Genomic DNA, 22,057 nt, shown 5'->3' with positions numbered 1-22,057 from the left:
CGCCGCAAACCGCCACTCATACACTGACCCAGCATGGGCATGCTGTTCGGCCTCGCGCCGTGGATCGTGTATTGGGTACTCGTCGGTAACGTCCCGTTCGCGGCGGCCGTGCTGGTCGCGCTGGCGATCGCCGCTGTCAGCCTGGGCGCCGGCGGCGTGGCCGGCCGGAAGTGGCAGTTCTTTGACTTCGCTTCCGTCGCAGTGCTTTTGGTCCTCGCCGCGCTGACCTTCGCGCTCAGTGACTCGTTCCTGCAGCGGTGGATACTGCCGCTGAGCAACGCCGGGATCTTCCTGGTGACGCTGACCGGGGTGCTGGTCGGCAAGCCGTTCGTGGCCGAGTTCGCCGCCGCCGAACAGGCCCCCGACATCATCAAAACCGAGCTGTTCGGCCGGATCGTCAAGATCCTCAGCTGGCTCTGGGTGGCGACGTTCGCGGCGATGACGGTGTCCTCGGCGCTCCCGTCGATCCTGGCAGGCCCCGCGGGCCCGGCCGGCACCACCGCCGCCCTGATGCTGGACACGAAGACCCCGCTGTTCTTCCTGTGCTACTGGATCATTCCCTTCGGGCTGCTGGGGCTCACGGCGGTGGCGTCGCGACTGCTGCCCGACCGGATGCTGGTCGGGATCGACGACGTCGCACGGGAAACCTCGTTCGTCGCCTATGACGAAGCCACCATCGACGAGCTCTACTTCCTCGCCCAGGAGCACGCCAACCGCGAGGTGGGCCCGGGCAAGGAGGCCTACGCCGTCAAGGTCGGCGGGATGGGCACCCCGTTGACCGGAGACGAGTCCCGCAAGTCGTGGCCCTCGACCTACAAGGTGCGCGACAAGCGGCACTGAACGCCCACCGCGGTTGGGCTACGTTGGTTCTCGGCGGAGCGGCCCGAACCGCGGCACGCGCTCCGCGTCCGGCCAAGGGCACCCCATGACGGGTTCTCCGCCGGAGCGGAGAAAGGGAGTCGCGATGAACGCACCCAGCGCGGACGCCATGCGCGCGGAAACCATCACCATCACCGGCCACGGCGGCGACGAGATCGAGGCCTACCAGGCGGTGCCGCTCGCGCAGGGATCGCGGGGTGGCGTCGTGTGGATCCACCACATGCCCGGATACGACCGCGAAACCAAGGAGTTCGTCCGCCGGCTCGCCGTCAGCGGCTACAACGCCGTCGCGCCCAACCTCTACTCGCGGGAGGCCCCGGGTGCCGCGCCCGACGACGCGGCCGCCGCGGCGCGGGCCGCGGGCGGGGTGCCCGACGAACGATTGGTCGGCGACGTCGCGGGCGCGGTGGAGCACCTGCGATCGCTGCCGGGCGCCAACGACAAGTTCGGCGTCATCGGGCACTGTTCGGGCGGACGGCACGCCTACCTGGCCGCCTGCTCACTGCCGTTCGATGCGGCGGTGGACTGCTACGGCGCGTTCATCGTCGAGGACCCGCCCGAGGGCATGCCCAAGGCCATGAAGCCGATCCTTGACCTGGCCGGCAACCTCAGCTGTCCGCTGCTGGGCCTGTTCGGCCTCGACGACCGGTTCCCGGCGCCCGCCGCCGTCGCCACCCTGGACGCCAAACTCACCAAGCTCGGCAAGCCGCACGAGTTCCACTCTTATGAGGGTGCGGGCCATTCGTTCTTCTCCGTCGACCGTCCGGCGTACCGGCCGGAGGCCGCGGTGGACGGCTGGCGGCGCATCGATGAGTTCTTCGCCACCTACCTGAAAGGCTAGGCGTCTGCCATGTGCACCTATCTCACCGAACACGTCGAGATCGACGGCAGCGGCAAGGGCGCAACGGGATGGTTCGGGGCCAGCCGCGCCACGGTGTACGTCGACCATCCCGTCCACGCGCCTTATGGCCACACCGTCAACATCGACGTGATCAACCCGAAGCTCGGCCCGTCGGCGCGGGTGGCCCTGGAATTGACCGAGGAGAGCGCGCTGGCGCTGGCCGACGCCATCCACAAAGCGATCGGCCACGCACCGGCCGGGCTGGCCTCCAAGGACCAGTAGGTCAGCGATGAGCGCCGAACGCGACTACCCCGACATGGCTGCCGCCCGCGGCCGGATCGAAGCCGCCCCGCGGCGCGTTCGCGGTTACCTCGGCGATGCGCTGGTCTTCGACACCACCGGCGCCCGGTACGTGTGGGAGGTCCCTTACTACCCGCAGTACTACATCCCGCTCGCCGACGTCCGCACCGAGTTCCTGCGCGACGAAAACCACGCCCAGAAGGTGCAATTCGGCCTGTCCCGGCTGTACTCACTGGTGGGTGCCGGCCAGACGCACGAGTCCGCCGCGCGGGTGTTCGACGCCGACGGCGGCGGCGCGTTGGCCGGTACCGTGCGCTTCGAATGGAATCCGTTGCGCTGGTTCGAGGAAGACGAGCCGATCTACGGTCACCCGCGCAACCCGTACGCACGCGTCGACGCCTTACGCTCGCACCGCCACGTGCGGGTCGAACTCGACGGAATTGCGTTAGCCGACACCACTTCTCCCGTTTTGCTGTTCGAAACCGGTTTGCCCACAAGGTATTACATCGATCCTACCGATGTGGCCTTCGAGCACCTGGAACCCAGCGCGACGCAGACACTGTGCCCGTACAAGGGAGTGACGTCGGGCTATTGGTCGGTACGGGTGGGCGACGCCCTGCACGAGGACTTGGCGTGGACCTACCACTATCCGCTGCCGGCGGTGGGGCAGATCGCCGGTCTGATCGCGTTCTACAACGAAAAACTCGACATCACCGTCGACGGCGCCAGATTGGCTCGCCCGCAGACGCAGTTCAGCTAGTCGGCGCAAGGTGTGATCTTTCCCTCCTCGCCACCCAAGCCTGAGAATTCCTTACTAATTCGCCGCAGGCCCGTTCACGTAGGCGGTTAGCGGCCCGGGTGAAATCCGCCGGAAGCGGGTTTGCCTCACTTTCGCTACGGGTAAGCGTCTGCGGTACAGCGTGATTGGAAGTCTGAGCAGAACCTGAGTGCGAACAGTGACGTAGCTAACGTCGAGCATTCCTGACCTGCTTTGCGGCGATGTGCGGCCAGTAGACTACCGAAAACCAGTCTCGTCAGTGCCTTTCGGTGCTGAAAGCCGGTGGATCCGATGGTCGGATCGCCGCGAACATCTCGGCGGCGTCGACACTCGACCACTAGAGCCGACAACCACAGCAAAGGCGGTATCAAACGTGAACGATGTGAACGGCCCTACAGCCGCGCACCACGAACGAGACGGGCGAGCCTTCGAGCTGGACACCACCTCGGTGATCCGAGTCCCACTGCACAACGGCCCGATCAGCGATATCGACATCAGCCCCGACGGGCGCCGGCTGGTCGTCACGAACTACGGCCGCGACATGGTGTCGGTCGTCGACGCCAAGACCTGCCGCGTCTCGAGCACCGTCACCGGCCTGGCCGAGCCCTTCGCGGTCGCGATGAACGGCGCGGACGCCAACTACGCCTACGTCAGCACGGCGACCGCCGGCTATGACGCGATCGAAGTCATCGACGTCGTCACCAACTGGCGCATCGCCACGCACCGGCTCGCGCACAGCGTGAGCGGCCTGACGGTGAGCCCGGACGGCAGGTACCTGTACGCCAGCCGAAACGCGGTTCGCGGCGCCGACGTGACGGTGCTGGACACCACCACCGGTGAGCTCGAGGTGATCGAGCTGGCGACCGAAACCGGTACCACCACCGAATGCGTGCGGGTCAGCGCCGACGGCCGGCGCCTGTACGTCGGCATGAACGGGCCGACCGGCGGCAGCCTCGCCATGATCGAGACCCGGACGCGCTCCGACAACCGCCGGGTCGGCGGCCGGTCGCGCATCGTCGGCGTCATCGACCTTGGCCTGCCCGTGCGCGACGTGGCGCTGAGCGACGACGGCGCCACGGCGTACGTGGCGAGCTGCGATCCCGTCGCGGGCGCGGTGCTCGACGTGGTCGACACCCGGGCCACCGAGATCGTCGGCACCCACAAGGTGCCCGAGATCACCGGCCCGCTCACCAGGATGACGCTGAGTCGCGACGGCGCGCGCGCCTACCTGGTCAGCGATGACCGCATCACGGTGCTGAGCACCCATCGCCAAGAGGTCGTCGGCGAGGTCAAGGTGTCCCACCACCCGTCCTGCGTGGTGGAAAGCCCCGACGGCGCCCATCTCTACGTCGCCGACTACTCCGGCGTGGTGACCGCGGCGCGCATCGCCTCGCCCACACCGCTGCCGCGCGCCGGCGAGCGGGACCTGTCCATCGCTGGCTGGTTGCCCGAGCTGCCGGAGTGGGAGCCGGTGCTGGCCTAGCATCACCGGGGTCCTGTGCGTCTGTGAATCCTCGGCGCCGAGTGTGAATCCTCGTCGGGGTTTGTCGGCGTGTCGCCGCCCAGCGTTCACACTCAAAGCCTTGGTTGCACGCTCGATCGGGGTCGTTTCGGCCCGGTAGATGCCGCCACTCACCCTGAATTCGGGCTTAGGGTAAGAGGCGGTCGCCGACACGGGCGGTGCTGCGCTGAGAGTAAGGGCGGTAGATCAATGGACGGCACCATGCAGGACTTTCCGTTGACGATCACCGCGATCATGCGGCACGGCTGCACCGTGCACGGGGAACGCACCGTCACCACCTTCACCGGCGACGGATACCGGCGCACGACGTATCGGGAACTGGGTCAGCAGGCCGCGCAACTGGCGAATGGACTACGCCGCCTCGGTATCACCGGTGACCAGCGGGTGGGCACGTTCATGTGGAACAACGCCGAACACCTCACCGCATACCTCGCGTTGCCGTCGATGGGCGCCGTCCTGCACACCCTCAACATTCGCCTGTTCCCCGAGCAGATCGCCTTCGTCGCCAACGAGGCCGAAGACCAAGTGGTGCTGGTCGACGCGTCACTGGTCAAACTGCTCGCGCCCGTGCTGCCCGACCTCGAGACCGTGCACACGGTGATCGTGGTCGGCGACGACACCGAGCCGCTGCAGGGGGCCGGCAAGACCGTGCTGCGCTACGCCGACGTCCTTGACGGCGAGCCCACCGAGTTCGACTGGCCGCACATCGACGAGAACTCCGCGGCCGCGATGTGCTACACGAGCGGCACCACCGGCAACCCGAAAGGTGTTGTCTACAGCCACCGTTCGAGCTTCCTGCACACCATGGGCGCGTGTACCACCAATGGCATCGGGGTCGGGGCCACCGACAGCGTGCTGCCCATCGTGCCGATGTTCCACGCGAACGCCTGGGGGCTGCCCTACGCCGCGCTGATGGCCGGTGCCGACCTGGTGTTGCCCGATTGCCACCTGGACCCCCGGTCGCTGGTCCGGATGGTCGAGGACCTGCGGCCCACGGTGACCGGCGCGGTGCCGACCATCTGGAACGCCGTCCTGCATCACCTCGAGGACGACCCCGACCACGACATGTCGTCGCTGCGGTTGGTGGTCTGCGGCGGCTCGGCCGTCCCGGTGTCGCTGATGCGCACCTTCGAGGAAAAACACAACGTGCAGATCCGGCAACTGTGGGGGATGACGGAGACGTCGCCGCTGGCCACCATGGCGTGGCCGCCGCCGGGAACCCCGGAGGGCCAGCACTGGGCGTTCCGCGGGACGCAGGGCCAGCCGGTCTGCGGCGTCGAGATGCGCATCGTCGACGACGACGGTCAGGTGCTGCCCAACGACGGCAACGCCGTCGGCGAGGTCGAGGTGCGCGGACCGTGGATCGCCGGCGCCTACTACCTGGGTCGCGACGAGTCGAAGTTCGACTCCGGCTGGCTGCGCACCGGCGACGTCGGCCGCATCGACGAACGCGGCTTCGTCACTCTGACCGACCGCGCCAAGGACGTCATCAAATCCGGCGGCGAATGGATCTCCTCGGTGGAGTTGGAGAACCTCTTGATCGGCCACCCGGATGTGGTCGAGGCCGCGGTGGTCGGGGTTCCCGACGAGCGCTGGGAGGAGCGGCCGCTCGCCGTGATCGTGGCCAAGGACGGCTCCTCGGTGAGCGCCGGACAGCTGCGAAAGTTCCTCGCCGACAAGGTCGTTCGATGGTGGCTGCCCGAGCGGTGGACGTTCGTCGACGAGATTCCGCGTACCAGCGTCGGCAAGTACGACAAGAAGACCATCCGGTCGCGGTACGCCGAAGACGGATACCAGGTGGTCGAGGCCCACGACTGAGCTGAAAGGCGTTACACCGGTGCCAGATTCGCTCGTTGTTGATCAGTCCGTGGTCGCCCCGGTCGCGGTCGCAGACGCATTTCACCGCACGCTGCCCATCGCGCTCCCGGCGCTGTTTCACCGTTGGTATGGGCCGTTCCCGCCGATCAAGGAGGTGCGCGAGCAGACCGGCGCCTGGGATGCCGCGGGCCAAACGCGCATCGTGCACCTGGCCGGTGGTGCCCGCATGCGCGAGGAACTGACCAGTGTCGATCCGCCGCGCTCGTTCGGCTACCGGCTCTCGGAGATCACCGGCCCGATGGCGCTGCTGGTCGACCACATCCTCGGCGAATGGGTCTTCGCCCCCGCCCCGGGCGGCACCGAGATCACCTGGCGCTGGGACATCCGCCCGCGCTCGCCGCTGACGGCCCGCGCCCTGCCGGTGCTGGGCGGCCTGTGGAAGGGCTACGCGCGCCGGGCGCTGCGTCACCTGTCGACCTTGCTGACGGCGTGACCCGCGACCGCTACCGTGGGGAGCCATGTGCCGACTCTTTGGCCTGCACGCCGGGACGCACGCGTGTACCGCGACCTTCTGGCTGCTGGACGCCCCGGACAGCCTGGCCCAGCAGAGCAGGAGGAATCCGGACGGCACCGGGCTGGGCGTCTTCGACGAACACGGCCGGCCGCACCTGTACAAGGAGCCGATAGCGGCCTGGCAAGATGCCACATTCGCGACCGAGGCACACCGGATGACCGGCACGACCGTCATCGCCCATGTCCGATACGCGACCACCGGCTCGCTCGACATCCACAACACCCACCCCTTCCTGCAGGACGGGCGGATCTTCGCGCACAACGGCGTCCTCGAAGGATTAGACATCCTCGACGAGCGGCTGCGTGAGGTCGGCACCGAGGATTTGGTGTTGGGGGACACCGATTCCGAGCGGGTCTTCGCGTTGATCACCGCGTCGATCCGGGCCCGCGACGGCGACATCACCGCCGGCCTCACCGACGCCATGCGATGGCTCGCCGACCACGTTCCCATCTACGCGGTCAACGTGTTGCTGAGCACGGCCACCGACATGTGGGCGCTGCGCTACCCCGAAACCCATCAGCTCTACATTCTGGATCGATCCGACGAGGAGGCGTCGCATGACGCGGAATTCGACTTGTGCACCAAGCGGATTCACGCCCGGTCGGAGCATCTGTGTGAGCGGTCGTCGGTGGTGTTCGCCACCGAGGTGATGGACGACGAGCCACGCTGGCGGCTGCTGCCGGCGGGCGAACTCTTCCATGTCGATGCGGATCTGCACATCCACCGCAGCATGATCCTGCCCGACCCGCCCAAACATCTGCTGCGTCGCGAGGAGCTGAGCTCGCCGGTGGAGGAGTCGCAGCACGCCCTGCCGAACACCCGGCAACTGGCCTGATCGGTGCTGGCAAGGTAGACGGCGTGACAACCAAACGCGCGCTGGTGCTGGCCGGTGGGGGAATAGCGGGAATCGCCTGGGAGACAGGTGTTCTGCGGGGCATCGCTGACGAGTCACCCGCGGTGGCCCGGCTGCTGACCGAGTCGGACGTGCTGGTCGGGACCTCGGCGGGCTCGGCGGTCGCCGCGCAGCTGAGCAGCGGCCACACCCTGGCCGAGCTGTTCGACCGCCAGGTCGCCGAGTCGTCGGCCGAGATCGATTCGGGGGTCGACATCGAGGCGATCACCGAACTGTTCCTGACCGCCCTGGGGGAGCCGTACGAGGAATCGCTGGACAGGACCCGCCAACAGATGCAGCGGATCGGGGCCGTCGCGCTGGCGACCAAAACCGTTCCCGCGCCGGTGCGCCGGGACGTGATCGCGCACCGCCTGCCGTCGCACGACTGGCCGGACCGCGACTTGCGGCTCACCGCCATCGACGTCGCCACCGGCGAATTGACCGTGTTCGACCGCGACGCCGGTGTCGACCTGGTCGATGCGGTGGCGGCCAGCTGCGCCGTGCCCGGGGCGTGGCCGCCGGTGACGATCGGCGACCGCCACTACATGGATGGCGGGGTCGCCAGCTCGGTCAACCTCGTGGTGGCCGCCGACTGCGACACGGCGGTGGTGCTGGTGCCCTCCGGCGTCGACGCTCCCTCGCCGTTCGGTGCGGGGCCGGCCGCCGAGGTCTCGGCCTTCCCCGGCGCGGCCTTCGCCGTGTTCGCCGATGCCGATTCGCTGGCCGCGTTCGGGCCCAACGCCTTGGACCCGGACTGCCGCATTCCGTCGGCGGTGGCCGGACGCGAGCAGGGCCGCCGCGAAGCCGCCGCCATCGCCCGCTTCCTGGGCGCGTGAATGCGCTTGGCGCGCAAGGGTATTGAGACCGCTCAGTGCTCGGTCGTGGGCGGGGATTCCGGGTCGTCCTCGACGTCCAGCGCGTCGAGCGCCTCGTTCGCCAGCGCCCGCCCGGCTTCGATGACCTCCACCGCCCGGTGGAATTCCAAGGCCCGGCAGGTCGAGCGCGGGACCTCGATGAGTAGGTCGGGCGGGTAAACCGCCAGGGTGTGACGCGCCAGCGCCGCCTGGGCGATGTCGATGGTCCGGTTCATCACCTCGAAGCTGCCCAGCTTCGGCACGCCGAATCCGGCGCCGGGTAATTCGTCGACCTCGTGGTCGACGTCGTCGTCGGCCGCGGGCCGCTCGTCATCCGGGGCGTCCGCCCAGCCGTCGGCCTCCCCGCTCGGGCCGCCCAGTCTGCTCAGCACGGCCCGCGCCGTCGGCCGATCGAGCAGCGAACGGGCGGCGGCCGTGTCGAGCAGCGCGGAGGTGCTGCGCACCATGCGGGTCAACCACTCGACGGTGGCGCCGGGCTCCGGCTCGCGGTTGCCGATCGCCTCGCTGCCGGACAGGCTCACCGCGATGGTCAAATCGGCGTTGACCGCGGCGAGCGGGGCCATCGGCAGCGGATCCAGGATGCCGCCGTCGGCGAGCAGCCGCCCGTCGACCGCATGGGGGGCTATCACCCCGGGGATGGCGATGGACGCGCGGATCGCCTCGTCGAGGGGGCCGCGCTGAAACCACACCGACTTGCCCGCCAACAGGTCGGTCGCCACCGCGGTGTACGGGATGGGCAGGTCCTCGATGGCGACCGGGCCCAGGACGTCGCGCACCGCGTCCAAGATCTTGCCGGCCCGCATCACACCGGCCGCGCTGATGGACGGGTCCAGTAGCCGCAGGATGGTGCGCTGGGTCAGCGACTTCGCCCAGTCGGCGAACTCGTCGAGTCGCCCGGCCGCCTGCAGACCGCCGACCAGGGCGCCCATCGACGAGCCGGAGACGCCCACCACCTCGTAGCCGCGCGCCGCCAGGGCCTCGATCACCCCGATGTGCGCGTAGCCGCGAGCGCCGCCGCTGCCGAGCGCGAGTGCCACCCGGGTCGGTGCTGAGCGACGCGGAACTTCGTCAGGCACCCCTCCATTTTGCGCGGAGGCGCGAGGTGACCGGGCGGCCAGGGCAGTTTTTTCAGCCGTGATCTCAATTACGCGGCGGCGCGCACTCCGGGCGCGGCGCTACCCGCATTCGTTGTTGGCGGCCGCCCGCGCGGCGACGATCACGGCCGCCTGGCGGGCCGGGGTCAGCTTCGACCAGGGCGCGTTCCAGCTGCCCGCGGTGCCCGTCGGTGACGCCTGCACCATCGACAGATAGGGCTCGAACAGTGACGCACCGGTCTTGGGCTGGGCGTCCATCCACTGCTGCGCGGCGTGACAGGCCTGGTAGTACTCCTCTTCGGTGGAGTCCGCGGGCACATCGACCCTGGTCGTCACGCCCGAGGGGGACAGGCCGACCGCACCCGGGGGCGCCGAACCGGGGCCCTTGGGGATGCCGGACGGCCGCGCCGACGAGGACGAGGGAGCACCGGTGTGCGCGCCGTGCGAGCACCCCGTGGCCGTCAGGGCCATGCCCACCACGAAGGTCGCCACCACCACCGCGCCCCATCGCCGGGACCGATCACCGCACCAGCGCACGGTCTCAATCTATGCAACACTTGCGGCCGTGATGGAGCGCTTCGGATTTTGCGAGTGTTGTCGGCCGTAACACGCCGCCGCTTGTCCTTTCCGTTTTCGCCCTGGAGCTCCTCTAATGTCTGTTCCCGTAGCCACTGAGGCTGCCCTGCGCCCCCGCACCCTTTCCACCCCGTCCGCCGGTCCGACCCGGCTTCGCGTACCCGATCTGCTCTACGCCACCGACCGGGCCGCCGACGATGTGCTCAGCGGGCGCTGCGATCACCTGCTGCCGCCGGGAGGCATACCGCAGTCGCGGCGCTGGTTCACCCGCATCCACGGCGACGAGGAGCTCGACGTCTGGCTGATCAGCTGGGTGCCCGGGCAGCCGACCGAACTGCACGACCACGGCGGGTCGCTGGGGGCGTTGACCGTTCTGTCCGGATCGCTCAACGAATATCGTTGGGACGGAAGGGCTTTGCGACGCCGTCGGCTCGACGCCGGCGATCAGGCCGGATTCCCGTTGGGCTGGGTGCACGACGTGGTCTGGGCGCCCCGCCCAGTGTCGGCGCCCGTCGCGCTGCCGGGCGCGGGGGTGCCGGGCGCCGCGCCGGTGCAGCCGACGCTGAGCGTGCACGCGTACTCGCCGCCCCTGACCGCGATGTCGTACTACGAGATCACCGACCGCAAGACGTTGCGCCGCGAACGTACCGAACTGACCGACCAGCCGGAAGGATCGCCATGAGCCGCATCGACGTCGTCCTGAGATCCGCCCGGCGCCGGTTTCGCCGGTTGCCCGCGGTGGAAGTGCCCGACGCGGTGCGCCGCGGCGCGGTGCTGGTCGACATCCGGCCGCAGGCCCAGCGGTTTCGTGAGGGCGAGGTGCCCGGGGCGCTGGTGATCGAACGCAACGTGCTGGAGTGGCGCTGCGATCCCACCAGCGAGGCCAGGCTGCCCGAGGCGGTCGGCGACGACGTCGAATGGGTGATCCTGTGCTCGGAGGGCTACACGTCCAGCCTGGCCGCGGCGGCGCTGCTGGACATCGGCCTGCACCGCGCCACCGACGTCATCGGGGGCTATCACGCGCTGGCCGGCGCCGGCGTGCTAAGCGAGCTGGCGGGGGGCCGGGTCGATCCGGTGTTCGCGGACACCGGCTCGGCCGCCCGCCGCTGGCTCTAGGTCGCCTCGTCAGTCGTTGCTTCGTTGAGGTGGTCAGCAACGGCGACGTTGCGTTGGGAACCTGCCAAAGCCGGGCCCACTAGTTAACTGCAACCCCGACGGGTGATTCGACGCCGGCCGGGGGAACGCATGCGGCCGCGGCGACGGCGGTCATTGCGAGGACGGCCGCAATCAGGATCTTCGCGGTTAGACGTGACATCAGGACTCCGTTCTTCGGCCCCCTGGCAGAACTCTAGATGGATCGCGGGCAAATTTCAATCGCAATTGAATTAATGCATCGTGCGGGCGCGTTCCGTACGGCATCTTCGAGGTCACCGCCGCGTCGCCGGCGCTGGTTCGGTGGCTGTCCGGCAGGCACGGGACCGCATCTTCGCGCGCCGTGGCGGGTTATTGCGTCGCCAGGCCGAGCCCCAGCTCATCGGCGGGGGCGGTGAGGAACCGGTGCACGGCTGGCCCCACCAACCCGACCACCTCATCAACGCCGAGCGACGACAGTGGAGGCACACGCATGACGTACCGCAGCATTCCAGTGCCGACGAGGTTGGTCGCGGCCAGCATTGCGCGCAGACGCGCTTCATCGCCACCGCCCAGGGCGCTGGACACCGCGGTGAGCAGATAGTCGTGCAGGAAACCGCGAAATGCATCGTTGGCATCGCTGTTCGACGTCGCCGACTGCACCATCGACACCATGCTCGCGGCCGTATCAGGCTGCTCCCAGATACCGAGGTAGGCCCGCACTATGCGGCAGCCTAAGTCGTCGTCTTGGCGAGCGATCTCAGTCGTTAGCAAATCAGAGGGCAGCACCAGCTTCATCGACTCGCGGAACAATGCCGCCTTCGAGCCGAAGAGATACAAAACCATCGACGGGTCTACTCGCGCATCGTCTGCAATCGTCCGCAGCGTTGTTTTGTCGTAGCCATGGGCGGCGAACTGCCGCTTGGCCGCGCCAAGCACCGCGTCGCGCGATACCGGCTCGCCTTGGCGTCTACCGCGCCGCTTCTGAACTTCCCCAGGCGGCGACACGCTGCGAACGATATCATTTCAACACTCGTTGAAAAGCGGGCCGGCGCGGGTCGATCCGGTGTTCGCGGACACCGGCTCGGCCGCCCGCCGCTGGCTCTGGGTCGTCTGGCCCTAGGCCGTCTCGTCCGAGTGCAGCAGCGGGCGCAGTTTCGCGGTTTTGTCCGGGGTCCAGCCGGGCGGTGACAGCACGGCGGCCCAGCCGTCGGCGACGTCGGCGACGTAGCGGTGGCCATGGCCGTCGGGGACATCCACCGCCACGGCCATATCGGCCGACACCTGGAGGAAGGTCACGACCGGAATCCAGCGCGTCTGCGGCAGCACGTCATAGCCGCGCGGTTCGTTCAGCCAGTCGGGCTTGCTGAACAACAGGTCGGGCGTCCACCAGGCGATGGGATCCGACGCGTGCTGCAGATACACCACCCGCGGGTGGTCCCACGGCGCGTCGGGACGCGTCAAATTCTTTGCGCGAGCGACGAATCGGACATACCTGCCGTCCTGGTAGATCGGCAACCACTCCGGCGACCCGCCGTCACGGGTCGACGTCAGATCGGTCCAGATGGTGTTCTTGAAGGTCGGCCCGCTGAACAACGCCCCGTCGGTGCGCGCCAACACGTTGTTCAGGCTCAAGAACGGCGCCTCGCCGCCGAACGATCCCAGGCTCTCGCCGAACACCACGAGCTTGGGTCGCTGGGCTTCGGGCAGCTGGCGGATCAGCTTGTCGACGGCCTCGAACAGGGCCTGCCCGGCGTGCCGGGCGTTCTCCTTGTCCACCAGGAACGAGAGCCAGCTCGGCAGGAACGAGTACTGCATGCTCACGATCGCGGTGTTGCCGTTGTACATGTATTCCAGCGCCGAGGCTTCCGCCTCGTTGATCCAGCCGGTGCCGGTGGTGGTGCCCACCGCGACGACGGCGCGCCGCAGTCCGCCGGTGCGCGCCAACTCCTGTGCCGCGAGCTCGGCGGCGGCCGTGATGCCCTTCGACGAGTCCAGTCCGGCATAGGCGCGGATGGGCTCGATGGCCGGTGCTCCGTTGAAGGTGGCGAGTTGCTCGACCGTCGGGCCGCCCTCGACGAAGACGCGGCCCTCGCGGCCCAACGACTCCCACGACACCAGGGACTGCGGGCCACCGGATCGCAGCGGGGTTTTCGGGGGAGCGGTGTCGGGATTCATCTCCTCGTTGGCCGAGGCGAAGGTGTGGTTCATGGTCCGCATGGCGAACTTGAGCACCACGCCGTTGAGCAGGGTGATGGTCAGGACCACCAGCGTGACGACCACGATGGTGGCCGAGAGCCGAAACGGTGCGAACCGGTCAACCTGGTCGACCAAAACCCTGACCAGCCAGCGGGTGAATTGGCCCAGCTCGACCACCGTGAACAGCACCACCACCGACAGCACCCCGGCCAGCGGGTAGTCGTACCACTGAAGATGCGCCACGCCCATCAGGTCGCGCACGTCGTCCTGCCACACGTGGAACCAGATCGCCATGAGGACCTGGCCCACCACGCCGATCGGGATCAGCACCTTCCACGCCCAGCCTGGCGGCGCCGGGCTGTGATCCTTTTCGCGCATGAAGCGCACCAGCCAGACCGCGAACACGCCCAGGCCATAGCCGATGGCGCCGGAGAGCCCGCTGACCAGCCCCTGGAACAGCGGGCCGCGCGGCAGCAGCGACGGTGTGAGCGAAAGCCAAATGAAGACCAGGCCCACCGCGGTGCCGGTGAACGTGTAATGCCTTACCCACCAAGGCTTTTCGGTCCACGGTAGGGTGGGCGCGGCGCGACCGAATCGCGGTGCGGCCACCGGTGCCGGCGCGGCGTCCGGCTCGGCTCCCGCGGACTCCTCGACGGCGTCGGCCGGGAGGTGAGCTGCCTCGGTGTTGGTCGCGGAAACCCGTTCGCTCATGTACGCGTCCTAGCGGTGGGTGAAGTTCGGTGGACGCTTCTCGACGAAGGCCGCCATCCCTTCGGACTGGTCCTGCGTCGCGAACGTCGAGTGAAAGAGTCTGCGCTCGTAGAGAAGTCCTTCGGCCAGGGTCGACTCGAACGCGCGGTTGACGGCCTCCTTGGCCATCCTGGCGGCCGACCGCGACATCTGGGAGATGGTGGTCGCGACGGCCTTGGCCTCGGTCAGCAGGTCGTCGGCCGGCACCACCCGCGACACCAGACCGCTGCGTTCGGCTTCTTCGGCGCCGATGGTGCGGCCGGTCAGGATCAGGTCCATGGCCTTGGCCTTGCCGATGGCGCGGGTCAGCCGCTGGGAGCCGCCCATGCCCGGCAGCACACCGAGTTTGATCTCGGGCTGGCCGAATTTCGCTGTGTCGGCGGCGATCAGCACGTCGCACATCATGGCGAGCTCGCAGCCACCGCCCAGCGCGTGGCCGGCGACCGCGGCGATGGTGGGGGTGCGGACGGCGGCGAGCTTGCTCCACGGGGCGAAGAAGTCGGCGCCGAAGGCGTCGGCGAAGGACAGCTCGGCCATCTCCTTGATGTCGGCGCCGGCGGCGAACGCCTTGGCCGAGCCGGTGATGATGATCGCCCCGATACCGGGGTCGGCGTCGAAATCCGCTGCCGCGCTGGTGACCTCGTTCATCACCTGGGTGTTGAGCGCGTTGAGGGCCTTCGGCCGGTTCAGGGTGATGATGCCGACGCGGTCGTCGCGTTCGACGAGGATGGTCTCGTAATCTGCCTCTGTCATCCAAACCGCCTTTCTAGAAACTCAAGTCGTCGTCGACCGGGGTGAAATACGCCTCGACGTCGGCCGCGGTGACCGCGGACAGCTCCGCCGGGGACCACTTCGGGTTGCGATCTTTGTCGATCAGCTGTGCGCGGATGCCCTCCACCAGATCGTGTGAGCGCAGCGACGCCGACGACACCCGATAGTCCTGCACCAGAACGTCTTTGAGCGTTTCGAGGCCGGCCGCGCGCCGCACCGCCTGCAGGGTCACCGACAGCGCTACCGGGGAGCGGGTGGCGATCAGGTCGGCGGCGTCCTCGGCCGGGCCGGCGCCGTGCCCGCGAAGCGCGGCGACGATGTCCGCAACGGTATCGCCGGAGAAGCAATCGTCGATCCAATCACGTTGCGCGGCAAGCTCGCTGGCCGGCGGTTCGACGGTGTACTTGTCGAGTGCGCGCTCGACGCCGTCGGTGATCACCGCGCGGCGGAACGCCTCGACGTCGCCGTGCGGGACGTAGTGGTCGGCGAAGCCCATCGCGATGGCGTCGGCTCCGGAGAACGGCGCCCCGGTCAGCGCGGCGTGCAGGCCCAGACCGCCGGGCGCCCGCGACAGCAGGTAGACCCCGCCGACGTCGGGGATGAAGCCGATGCCGACCTCAGGCATGGCGATCTTGGAGGTGTCGGTGACCACCCGGGTGTTCGCGTGCGCGCTGACGCCCACGCCGCCACCCATCACGATGCCGTCCATCAACGCCACGTAGGGCTTGGCGAACTCGGCGATCTGGGCATTGAGCAGATACTCGTCGCGCCAGAAGCGACGCGCCTCGACCCCGTCCTTGCGCGCGCTGTGATAGATGGACACCACGTCGCCGCCGGCGCACAGCCCGCGTTCACCGGCGCCTGAGAGCACCACCGCGCGCACCGCGTCGTCGTCGGCCCAGTCGGTGAGGACGGCGGTCAGCGCGTCCACCATCTGCTGGTTCAGCGAGTTGATCGCCTTGGGGCGGTTGAGAGTGATCAAGCCGACGCTTCCCTCGACTTCGGTCAGAACCTCATCGGATCCGTCGGTCACGCTTTCGCCTCCCTCAAGCCGGTCCAGCCTCGAGGAAGAAATCTAGATCGTCACGACCGGCGCAGTACCCGCGGGTAAGGGTTATCTTTAACGCGACGACAACGGCGGAGGCTATATAGAGCCGGAAATACACCGGAAAACGCCCAGGTCCGCTGGGAACCAGGGCGCAACGCCGATCGTTGAGATTGTGTTCGCACAGCTCGAAGCCAATTAGAGAGGATCCGACGGTGCGGGAGACAAGCAACCCGGTATTTCGTTCGCTGCCTAAGCAGAGGGGCGGATACGCACAATTCGGCACGGCCGCGCCCCCGATGCAGGGGTATGGGGCCGACCCCTACGCGGCTCCCTACGCGGCCCCGTACCAGGAGGCCAAAGCCTCGCGTCCGCTGACCATCGACGACGTCGTCACCAAGACCGGCATCACGCTGGCCGTGCTGGCGATCTCCGCCGTGGTCTCCTACTTCCTGGTCGCCCGCGACGTGGCGCTGGCCATGCCGCTGGCGCTGATCGGCGGATTGGGCGGCCTGGTCCTGGTGCTGGTCGCCACCTTCGGCCGCAAGCAGGACAACCCGGGCATCGTGCTGAGCTACGCCGTGCTCGAGGGCCTGGTGCTGGGCGCGATCTCGTTCGTCTTCGCCAACTTCTCGGTGTCCAACGCCAACGCCGGGGCGCTGATCGGTGAGGCGGTCCTGGGCACGTTCGGGGTGTTCTTCGGCATGCTCGTCGTCTACAAGACCGGCGCGATCCGGGTGACGCCCAAGTTCACCCGCATGCTGGTTGCCGCGATGTTCGGCGTGCTGGCCCTGATGCTCGGCAACTTCGTGTTGGCGATGTTCCACGTCAACGGCGGCACCGGCCTGGGCCTGCGCAGCGGCGGCACGGTGGCCATCATCTTCTCGCTGGTGTGCATCGCGATCGCGGCGTTCAGCTTCCTGATCGACTTCGATGCGGCCGACCAGATGGTCCGCGCCGGCGCGCCGGACAAGGCGGCATGGGGTATCGCCCTGGGCCTGACCGTGACGCTGGTGTGGCTGTACATCGAGATCCTGCGTCTGCTGAGTTATCTGCAGAACGACTAGCTCTCGTCAACGAAAAGACCGGCACGCCCCCTTGGCGTGCCGGTCTTTTCGTGTTGGAGCGCTTTCGCGTGCAGTGCCGCCGTTGAGTGTGAAGCGGCGGCGGGGTTACTCGGCGTGTCGTCGCCGAGGTTTCACACTCACCGCCCAGGTTTCACACTCACCGCGCCGGGCGCCCAGTTGACGAGCAGCGGCCTAGCTCAGCCGCTCGATCACCATCGCCATGCCCTGGCCGCCGCCGACGCACATGGTCTCCAGGCCGAACGTCTTGTCGTGCGTCTGCAGGTTGTTGAGCAGCGTGGTGGTGATGCGTGCGCCGGTCATGCCGAACGGGTGGCCCAGCGCGATCGCCCCACCGGACACGTTCAGCTTGTCCTCGTCGATGCCCAGCTCACGCGCCGAACCCAGCACCTGGACGGCGAACGCCTCGTTGATCTCGAACAGGTCGATGTCGCTGACCGACAGGTTGGCGCGCGCCAGCGCCTTCTTGGTCGCCTCGATCGGGCCCAGGCCCATGATCTCCGGGGACAGGCCGCTGACCCCGGTGGACACGATGCGCGCCAGCGGCGTCAGGCCCAGTTCCTTGGCCTTGGTGTCGCTGGTGATCACCACCGCGGCGGCGCCGTCGTTGAGCGGGCACGCGTTGCCGGCGGTCACCGTGCCGTTGGGCCGGAACACCGGCTTGAGCTGGCTGATCTTCTCGTACGTGGTGCCGGGGCGCGGGCCGTCGTCGGTGCTCACCGTGGTGCCGTCGGGCAGGGACACCGGGGTGATCTCCCGCTCGAAGAACCCGCTCTTGATCGCTTCCTCGGCGCGGTTCTGGCTGCGCACACCCCAGTGGTCCTGGTCTTCGCGGCTGATGCCGGTCAGCAGGGCGACGTTTTCGGCCGTCTGCCCCATCGCGATGTACACGTCGGGCACGTTGCCGTCGGCGCGGGGGTCGTGCCACTCGTCGGCGCCCTCGGCCGCGGCGGCCGACCGCTCCTGGGCCTCGCCGAACAGCGAGTTCTTGGTGTCCGGCCAGGAGTCGGCGCTGCCCTTGGCGAAGCGGGAGACGGTCTCCACACCGGCGGAGATGAACGCGTCGCCCTCACCGGCCTTGATCGCGTGGAAGGCCATCCGGGAGGTCTGCAGCGACGACGAGCAGTACCGGTTGACGGTGGTGCCCGGCAGGAAGTCGTAGCCGAGTTCGACGGCGATGACCCGCGCCAGGTTGTATCCGGATTCGCCGGCGGGCTGGCCGCAGCCCAGGATCAGGTCATCGATCTGGTGGGGGTTCAGTGCGGGCACCTTGTCGAGTGCGGCGCGCACGATCTGGACGGTCAGGTCGTCGGGGCGCATGTTGACCAGCGACCCCTTCATCGCGCGGCCGATCGGCGAGCGAGCGGTTGAGACAATGACGGCTTCAGGCATGGTTGTTCCCTTCAGATCCCTGCAGATCCCACAGATGGGGCTGGCTCGCTTGGCACCGGGTGGTGGGTCCGCTCCGACCGGCGACAACAAATCTAGTCGCTGCCGACCTCGGGGCACGAAGACGGGGCAGGTCCGGGCGCCGGACGCCGCCACAGCCGCGACATGACACTGCTGCGGGTGTGCCGCTGACCGAGCACCGGCGCCGCCGCGGGCACCGGCGGGCTCAGCGGTGGACGCTCCACCTTCTCGCCCAGCGCGTCGCAGAGGGCGAGCAGCAGCGCGTCGGCCGCCAGCGCATAGGCGGGTGCCGAGGGGTGATAGCCGTCGGCGGAGAACATGGCCTCGGGTGTCGCGCGGAATTGCGGGGCCATCAGCTGCGCCAACGGCACCGGCACGCCGCCGGCCGACCGGACCGCCGCGGTCTGGGCGCGGGCCAGCTGCAGGCAGCGCTCGTGCGCCAGCGACCGCAGCGGCTGCGGAATGGCGCTGATGAATCCGAGGTCCGGGCAGGTGCCGACGATCACCACGGCGCCGCGGGCGCGCAGCTTGCGGACGGTCAGTGCCAGCCGCTGCGCCGACTGGCTGATGCCGTTGAGCGCGGTCACGTCGTTGGCGCCGACCATGATCACCGCGATGTCCGGCGGCGGGCCGGCCACGAACATGGCGTCGACCTGCCCGCACACGCCCTTGGAGGTGGCCCCGACAATCGCCTTGGTGCTCAACCGGATTCGTTTGCCGGTCTGCTCGGCCAGGCCCCGGGCGATCCGCACCCCGGGCACTTCGTCGGCGCTCATGCAGCCGTATCCCGCGGCGGTCGAGTCACCGAAGATCATCAGGTGCGAGTCGACCGCCATGCCGCGGTGCCACCGCTGGACCGGCCCGCCGCCGCGCTCGTACACGCCGTCCGCGCGGGGCGGGATGTCCCAGGACTTCGGAATGATCGTGCGCGCATGAGTGGCCTGGCCGACCAACAGACTGCGTGCCCCCAGGTAGGCGGTTCCTGTTGAGGCCAGCGCGCCCGCTGTGGCCAGGGCGATCGCCGAACGGCGTGGCACCCGCATGGTCACGCAATCGATTTTAGAGCGGCTTCGACGTTCGCGCGGCCGGCTGGAAAACGAACTGATCACGGTGCGAAGCAAAACCGGTATCGAATCAGCAATTTCCTACGTTGCACTAAGCAACCGCTGTCAAGCTGAAGACAAGGGATGGCTGAGCGCCTTGGCAAACGGCTGAACCAGACGCTCGGTCGCCTCGTCACATGCTGTATCGCACTACAACGGCGTAGGAAGTGTTGAGCATGACCGCACCTAGCAAGGAATCGGGGTCGTCGGCAAATACCGCTCGCCCACATGACGTCCTCAAGGCCCGCCGAGCGCAGGCGCGCAAGTTCGCGATCAGCGACGGCGCGCCGGTCGAGGTCCTGGAGTCCGGGCCCAGCGTGGCCGCGCGACTGGCCAACCTCACCTCACGGCTGACCATCCGGCCGATCCTGTCCGTCGGCAGTCACGTCCCCAACCTGCCATGGCCCTGGGGTCTCATCGACCTCACGGCCCGGGTGCTGATCCCCGCGTCGGCCACCGTCCGCGAGACCATCAAGCTGCCCCACGCCTCGGCGCAGCTGGTCCGCGCGCCCGGGGTGCTGCCCGCCGACGGCAGCCGCCGCGTGATCGTCTACCTGCACGGCGGCGCGTTTCTGACCTGTGGTGCCAACTCCCACGGCCGGCTCGTCGAAGCCCTGTCGAAGTTCGCCGACTCGCCCATCCTGGTGGTGAATTACCGTCTGCTGCCGAAGAATTCGGTCGGGATGGCGCTGGACGACTGCCACGACGCCTACCGCTGGCTGCGGCGGCGCGGATACCAGCCCGACCAGATCGTGCTGGCCGGCGACTCCGCCGGCGGCTACCTCGCCCTCACCCTGGCCCAACGCCTGCAGGAGGAGGGCGAGGATCCCGCGGCGCTGGTGGCGATCTCGCCCCTGCTGCAGCTGGCCAAGGAACCCAAGCAGGCCCACCCCAACATCGAGACCGACGCCATGTTCACGGCCGGGGCGTTCGATGCGCTCGCCGAGCTGGTGGCGACGGCGGCCGGGAAGAATATCGTCGACGGCAAGCCCGAAGAGGTCTACGAGCCGCTCGACCACATCAAGCCGGGCCTGCCGCGCACGCTGATTCACGTGTCGGGCTCCGAGGTGCTGCTGCACGACGCGCGGCTGGCGGCGAGCCGGCTCGCCGCGGTGGGCGTGCCGGCCGAGGTGCGGGTGTGGCCCGGACAGGTCCACGACTTCCAACTGGCCGCGCCGATGGTGCCCGAGGCCGTGCGCTCGCTGCGCCAGATCGGCGACTACATTCGCGAGGCCACGGAGTAGACGCCGCACAGCGGTTGTGCGCCGCGCGAATCCGCCTGAGACGATGAATGCATGCGGATCGCTCAGCACATCAGTGACCTCATCGGCGGCACACCGCTGGTGCGGCTGAACTCCGTCGTCCCTGACGGCGCCGGCATCGTGGCGGCCAAGGTCGAATACCTCAATCCCGGTGGCAGCTCGAAGGACCGAATCGCGGTCAAGATGATCGACGCCGCCGAAGCCAGCGGACAGCTGCGACCGGGCGGCACCATCGTCGAACCCACCTCGGGCAACACCGGCGTCGGGCTGGCCCTCGTCGCCCAGCACCGCGGCTACAAGTGCGTGTTCGTCTGCCCCGACAAGGTCAGCGAGGACAAGCGCAACGTCCTGATGGCCTACGGCGCCGAGGTCGTCGTGTGCCCCACCGCCGTACCGCCCGACCACCCGGACAGCTACTACAGCGTCTCCGACCGGCTGGTCACCGAGATCGACGGCGCGTGGAAGCCCGACCAGTACGCCAACCCGGAAGGCCCGGCCAGCCACTACGCGACCACCGGCCCGGAGATCTGGGCCGACACCGACGGCAAGGTCACCCACTTCGTCGCCGGCATCGGCACCGGCGGGACGATCACCGGCGCCGGCCGCTACCTCAAAGAGGTGTCCGGCGGCGCGGTGCGCATCATCGGCGCCGACCCCGAAGGGTCGGTGTATTCCGGCGGCACCGGCCGGCCCTACCTGGTGGAGGGCGTCGGTGAGGACTTCTGGCCGCAGGCGTACGACCGGACGGTGCCCGACGAGATCATCGCGGTGTCCGACTCCGACTCGTTCGACATGACCCGGCGGCTGGCCCGCGAGGAAGCGATGCTGGTCGGCGGGTCGTGCGGCATGGCGGTGGTCGCCGCGCTCAAGGTCGCCGAGCAGGCCGGGCCCGACTCGATCGTGGTGGTGTTGCTGCCCGACGGCGGGCGGGGCTACATGTCCAAGATCTTCAACGACGCGTGGATGTCGTCGTACGGCTTCCTGCGCAGCCGCCTGGACGGGTCCACCGAGGAGGCCAGGGTCGGCGACGTGCTGCGGGGCAAATCCGGCGCCCTGCCCGACCTGGTGCACACCCACCCGTCCAGGCGGCTGCGCAGGAAGCCGTACGACGACATCCACGCGTCGTTGAAGATCTTGGACATGTAGCCCCGC

At 68.6% G+C, this 22,057-nt stretch carries 21 protein-coding genes and 1 pseudogene; 14 read left to right on the top strand and 8 right to left on the bottom strand.

The annotated features are described in order from the left end of the window. Nucleotides 1-33 precede the first annotated feature (33 nt). From A5659_RS22245 to A5659_RS22205, 9 genes are all read left to right on the top strand, one after another. Entirely contained in the window at nt 34-840 is an 807-nt protein-coding gene (locus A5659_RS22245) for a hypothetical protein (protein ID WP_067184258.1), read from the top strand. Nucleotides 841-964: 124 nt separating this feature from the next. Further along, a complete protein-coding gene (locus tag A5659_RS22240) occupies nt 965-1,720 on the top strand; it encodes a dienelactone hydrolase family protein (RefSeq protein ID WP_067184255.1) in 756 nt (251 codons plus the stop codon). 9 nt (nt 1,721-1,729) lie between these two features. Next, the gene (locus A5659_RS22235; RefSeq protein WP_067022617.1) at nt 1,730-2,002 is read left to right on the top strand and encodes a DUF6295 family protein; all 273 of its coding nucleotides are present in this window, start codon (nt 1,730-1,732) and stop codon (nt 2,000-2,002) included. Nucleotides 2,003-2,009: 7 nt separating this feature from the next. After that, entirely contained in the window at nt 2,010-2,780 is a 771-nt protein-coding gene (locus A5659_RS22230; RefSeq protein WP_067184252.1) for a DUF427 domain-containing protein, read from the top strand. Between the two features lie 391 nt (nt 2,781-3,171). Then, on the top strand, nt 3,172-4,281 hold the full coding sequence (locus A5659_RS22225; RefSeq protein ID WP_067184249.1) for a WD40 repeat domain-containing protein: 1,110 nt from the start codon (nt 3,172-3,174) through the stop codon (nt 4,279-4,281). 228 nt (nt 4,282-4,509) lie between these two features. After that, the gene (locus tag A5659_RS22220) at nt 4,510-6,138 is read left to right on the top strand and encodes a fatty acid--CoA ligase (RefSeq protein ID WP_067184246.1); all 1,629 of its coding nucleotides are present in this window, start codon (nt 4,510-4,512) and stop codon (nt 6,136-6,138) included. Between the two features lie 19 nt (nt 6,139-6,157). Then, on the top strand, nt 6,158-6,631 hold the full coding sequence (locus A5659_RS22215) for an SRPBCC family protein (protein WP_067022606.1): 474 nt from the start codon (nt 6,158-6,160) through the stop codon (nt 6,629-6,631). A gap of 25 nt (nt 6,632-6,656) precedes the next feature. Continuing rightward, nucleotides 6,657-7,547, top strand: a complete 891-nt coding sequence (locus A5659_RS22210) for a class II glutamine amidotransferase (protein WP_067184244.1) — start codon at nt 6,657-6,659, stop codon at nt 7,545-7,547. Nucleotides 7,548-7,570: 23 nt separating this feature from the next. Then, nucleotides 7,571-8,440: a patatin-like phospholipase family protein gene (locus A5659_RS22205; protein WP_066860582.1), complete on the top strand. Its 870-nt coding sequence runs from the start codon at nt 7,571-7,573 to the stop codon at nt 8,438-8,440. A 32-nt stretch (nt 8,441-8,472) separates the two neighbouring features. On the opposite strand, the gene A5659_RS22200 is transcribed toward A5659_RS22205, so the two are convergent. Next, on the bottom strand, nt 8,473-9,555 hold the full coding sequence (locus A5659_RS22200; RefSeq protein ID WP_197498140.1) for a patatin-like phospholipase family protein: 1,083 nt from the start codon (nt 9,553-9,555) through the stop codon (nt 8,473-8,475). 99 nt (nt 9,556-9,654) lie between these two features. Beyond that, nucleotides 9,655-10,044: a lipoprotein LpqV gene (locus A5659_RS22195; protein ID WP_197498146.1), complete on the bottom strand. Its 390-nt coding sequence runs from the start codon at nt 10,042-10,044 to the stop codon at nt 9,655-9,657. 181 nt (nt 10,045-10,225) lie between these two features. Here A5659_RS22195 and A5659_RS22190 point away from each other — a divergent pair, with 181 nt between their 5' ends. Both A5659_RS22190 and A5659_RS22185 read left to right on the top strand, forming a co-directional pair. Further along, nucleotides 10,226-10,831 (top strand): cysteine dioxygenase, encoded by a 606-nt coding sequence (locus tag A5659_RS22190; RefSeq protein WP_067184240.1) that lies wholly within the window; start codon nt 10,226-10,228, stop codon nt 10,829-10,831. Beyond that, complete coding sequence (locus A5659_RS22185) at nt 10,828-11,265, top strand: rhodanese-like domain-containing protein (RefSeq protein WP_066860588.1); 438 nt, start codon at nt 10,828-10,830, stop codon at nt 11,263-11,265. The genes A5659_RS22190 and A5659_RS22185 overlap by 4 nt, the downstream gene beginning before the upstream one ends. Before the next feature lie 387 nt (nt 11,266-11,652). Here A5659_RS22185 and A5659_RS22180 read toward each other — a convergent pair whose 3' ends face one another. The 4 genes from A5659_RS22180 to A5659_RS22165 all read right to left on the bottom strand — a co-directional run bounded on the left by A5659_RS22180 (nt 11,653) and on the right by A5659_RS22165 (nt 16,033). Further along, nucleotides 11,653-12,288, bottom strand: coding sequence for a TetR family transcriptional regulator (locus tag A5659_RS22180; RefSeq protein ID WP_066860591.1), 636 nt, complete (start codon nt 12,286-12,288; stop codon nt 11,653-11,655). Nucleotides 12,289-12,399: 111 nt separating this feature from the next. Beyond that, the gene (locus A5659_RS22175; RefSeq protein ID WP_067184237.1) at nt 12,400-14,190 is read right to left on the bottom strand and encodes an alpha/beta-hydrolase family protein; all 1,791 of its coding nucleotides are present in this window, start codon (nt 14,188-14,190) and stop codon (nt 12,400-12,402) included. 9 nt (nt 14,191-14,199) lie between these two features. After that, nucleotides 14,200-14,982 (bottom strand): enoyl-CoA hydratase, encoded by a 783-nt coding sequence (locus tag A5659_RS22170; RefSeq protein ID WP_066881528.1) that lies wholly within the window; start codon nt 14,980-14,982, stop codon nt 14,200-14,202. A 13-nt stretch (nt 14,983-14,995) separates the two neighbouring features. Beyond that, on the bottom strand, nt 14,996-16,033 hold the full coding sequence (locus A5659_RS22165) for an enoyl-CoA hydratase/isomerase family protein (RefSeq protein ID WP_066860600.1): 1,038 nt from the start codon (nt 16,031-16,033) through the stop codon (nt 14,996-14,998). Nucleotides 16,034-16,260: 227 nt separating this feature from the next. Between A5659_RS22165 and A5659_RS22160 the strand changes: the two genes are divergently transcribed. Next, entirely contained in the window at nt 16,261-17,112 is an 852-nt protein-coding gene (locus tag A5659_RS22160; RefSeq protein ID WP_066860603.1) for a Bax inhibitor-1/YccA family protein, read from the top strand. A 192-nt stretch (nt 17,113-17,304) separates the two neighbouring features. Here the strand turns inward: A5659_RS22160 and A5659_RS22155 are convergent, their stop codons facing one another. Beyond that, nucleotides 17,305-18,522, bottom strand: coding sequence for an acetyl-CoA C-acetyltransferase (locus A5659_RS22155; protein WP_067184234.1), 1,218 nt, complete (start codon nt 18,520-18,522; stop codon nt 17,305-17,307). Nucleotides 18,523-18,614: 92 nt separating this feature from the next. Continuing rightward, complete coding sequence (locus A5659_RS22150) at nt 18,615-19,577, bottom strand: SGNH/GDSL hydrolase family protein (RefSeq protein WP_156749322.1); 963 nt, start codon at nt 19,575-19,577, stop codon at nt 18,615-18,617. A gap of 242 nt (nt 19,578-19,819) precedes the next feature. On the opposite strand from A5659_RS22150, the gene A5659_RS22145 reads away from it, so the two are divergent. Together A5659_RS22145 and A5659_RS22140 are read left to right on the top strand one after the other, a co-directional pair. Then, nucleotides 19,820-20,887 (top strand): alpha/beta hydrolase fold domain-containing protein, encoded by a 1,068-nt coding sequence (locus A5659_RS22145; RefSeq protein WP_066860612.1) that lies wholly within the window; start codon nt 19,820-19,822, stop codon nt 20,885-20,887. 51 nt (nt 20,888-20,938) lie between these two features. Further along, nucleotides 20,939-22,000, top strand: a pseudogene (locus A5659_RS22140) (cystathionine beta-synthase); the annotation flags it as partial. Nucleotides 22,001-22,057: the final 57 nt, after the last annotated feature.

This window comes from Mycobacterium sp. 1165196.3, from assembly GCF_001673415.1.
GTDB classification, from domain to species: Bacteria; Actinomycetota; Actinomycetes; order Mycobacteriales; family Mycobacteriaceae; genus Mycobacterium; species Mycobacterium europaeum_A.
The sequence above is the reverse complement of the archived record's forward strand: the minus strand, read 5'-3'. Positions and strand labels throughout refer to the sequence as shown.

Coding starts and splice junctions, on each gene's coding strand:
- A5659_RS22185 (WP_066860588.1), top strand. CDS start 10,828: ATGAGCCGCATCGACGTCGTCCTGAGATCCGCCCGGCGCCGGTTTCGC.
- A5659_RS22145 (WP_066860612.1), top strand. CDS start 19,820: ATGACCGCACCTAGCAAGGAATCGGGGTCGTCGGCAAATACCGCTCGC.
- A5659_RS22195 (WP_197498146.1), bottom strand. CDS start 10,044: ATGGCCCTGACGGCCACGGGGTGCTCGCACGGCGCGCACACCGGTGCT.
- A5659_RS22245 (WP_067184258.1), top strand. CDS start 34: ATGGGCATGCTGTTCGGCCTCGCGCCGTGGATCGTGTATTGGGTACTC.
- A5659_RS22230 (WP_067184252.1), top strand. CDS start 2,010: ATGAGCGCCGAACGCGACTACCCCGACATGGCTGCCGCCCGCGGCCGG.
- A5659_RS22155 (WP_067184234.1), bottom strand. CDS start 18,522: ATGCCTGAAGCCGTCATTGTCTCAACCGCTCGCTCGCCGATCGGCCGC.
- A5659_RS22170 (WP_066881528.1), bottom strand. CDS start 14,982: ATGACAGAGGCAGATTACGAGACCATCCTCGTCGAACGCGACGACCGC.
- A5659_RS22210 (WP_067184244.1), top strand. CDS start 6,657: ATGTGCCGACTCTTTGGCCTGCACGCCGGGACGCACGCGTGTACCGCG.
- A5659_RS22175 (WP_067184237.1), bottom strand. CDS start 14,190: ATGAGCGAACGGGTTTCCGCGACCAACACCGAGGCAGCTCACCTCCCG.
- A5659_RS22235 (WP_067022617.1), top strand. CDS start 1,730: ATGTGCACCTATCTCACCGAACACGTCGAGATCGACGGCAGCGGCAAG.
- A5659_RS22240 (WP_067184255.1), top strand. CDS start 965: ATGAACGCACCCAGCGCGGACGCCATGCGCGCGGAAACCATCACCATC.
- A5659_RS22220 (WP_067184246.1), top strand. CDS start 4,510: ATGGACGGCACCATGCAGGACTTTCCGTTGACGATCACCGCGATCATG.
- A5659_RS22190 (WP_067184240.1), top strand. CDS start 10,226: ATGTCTGTTCCCGTAGCCACTGAGGCTGCCCTGCGCCCCCGCACCCTT.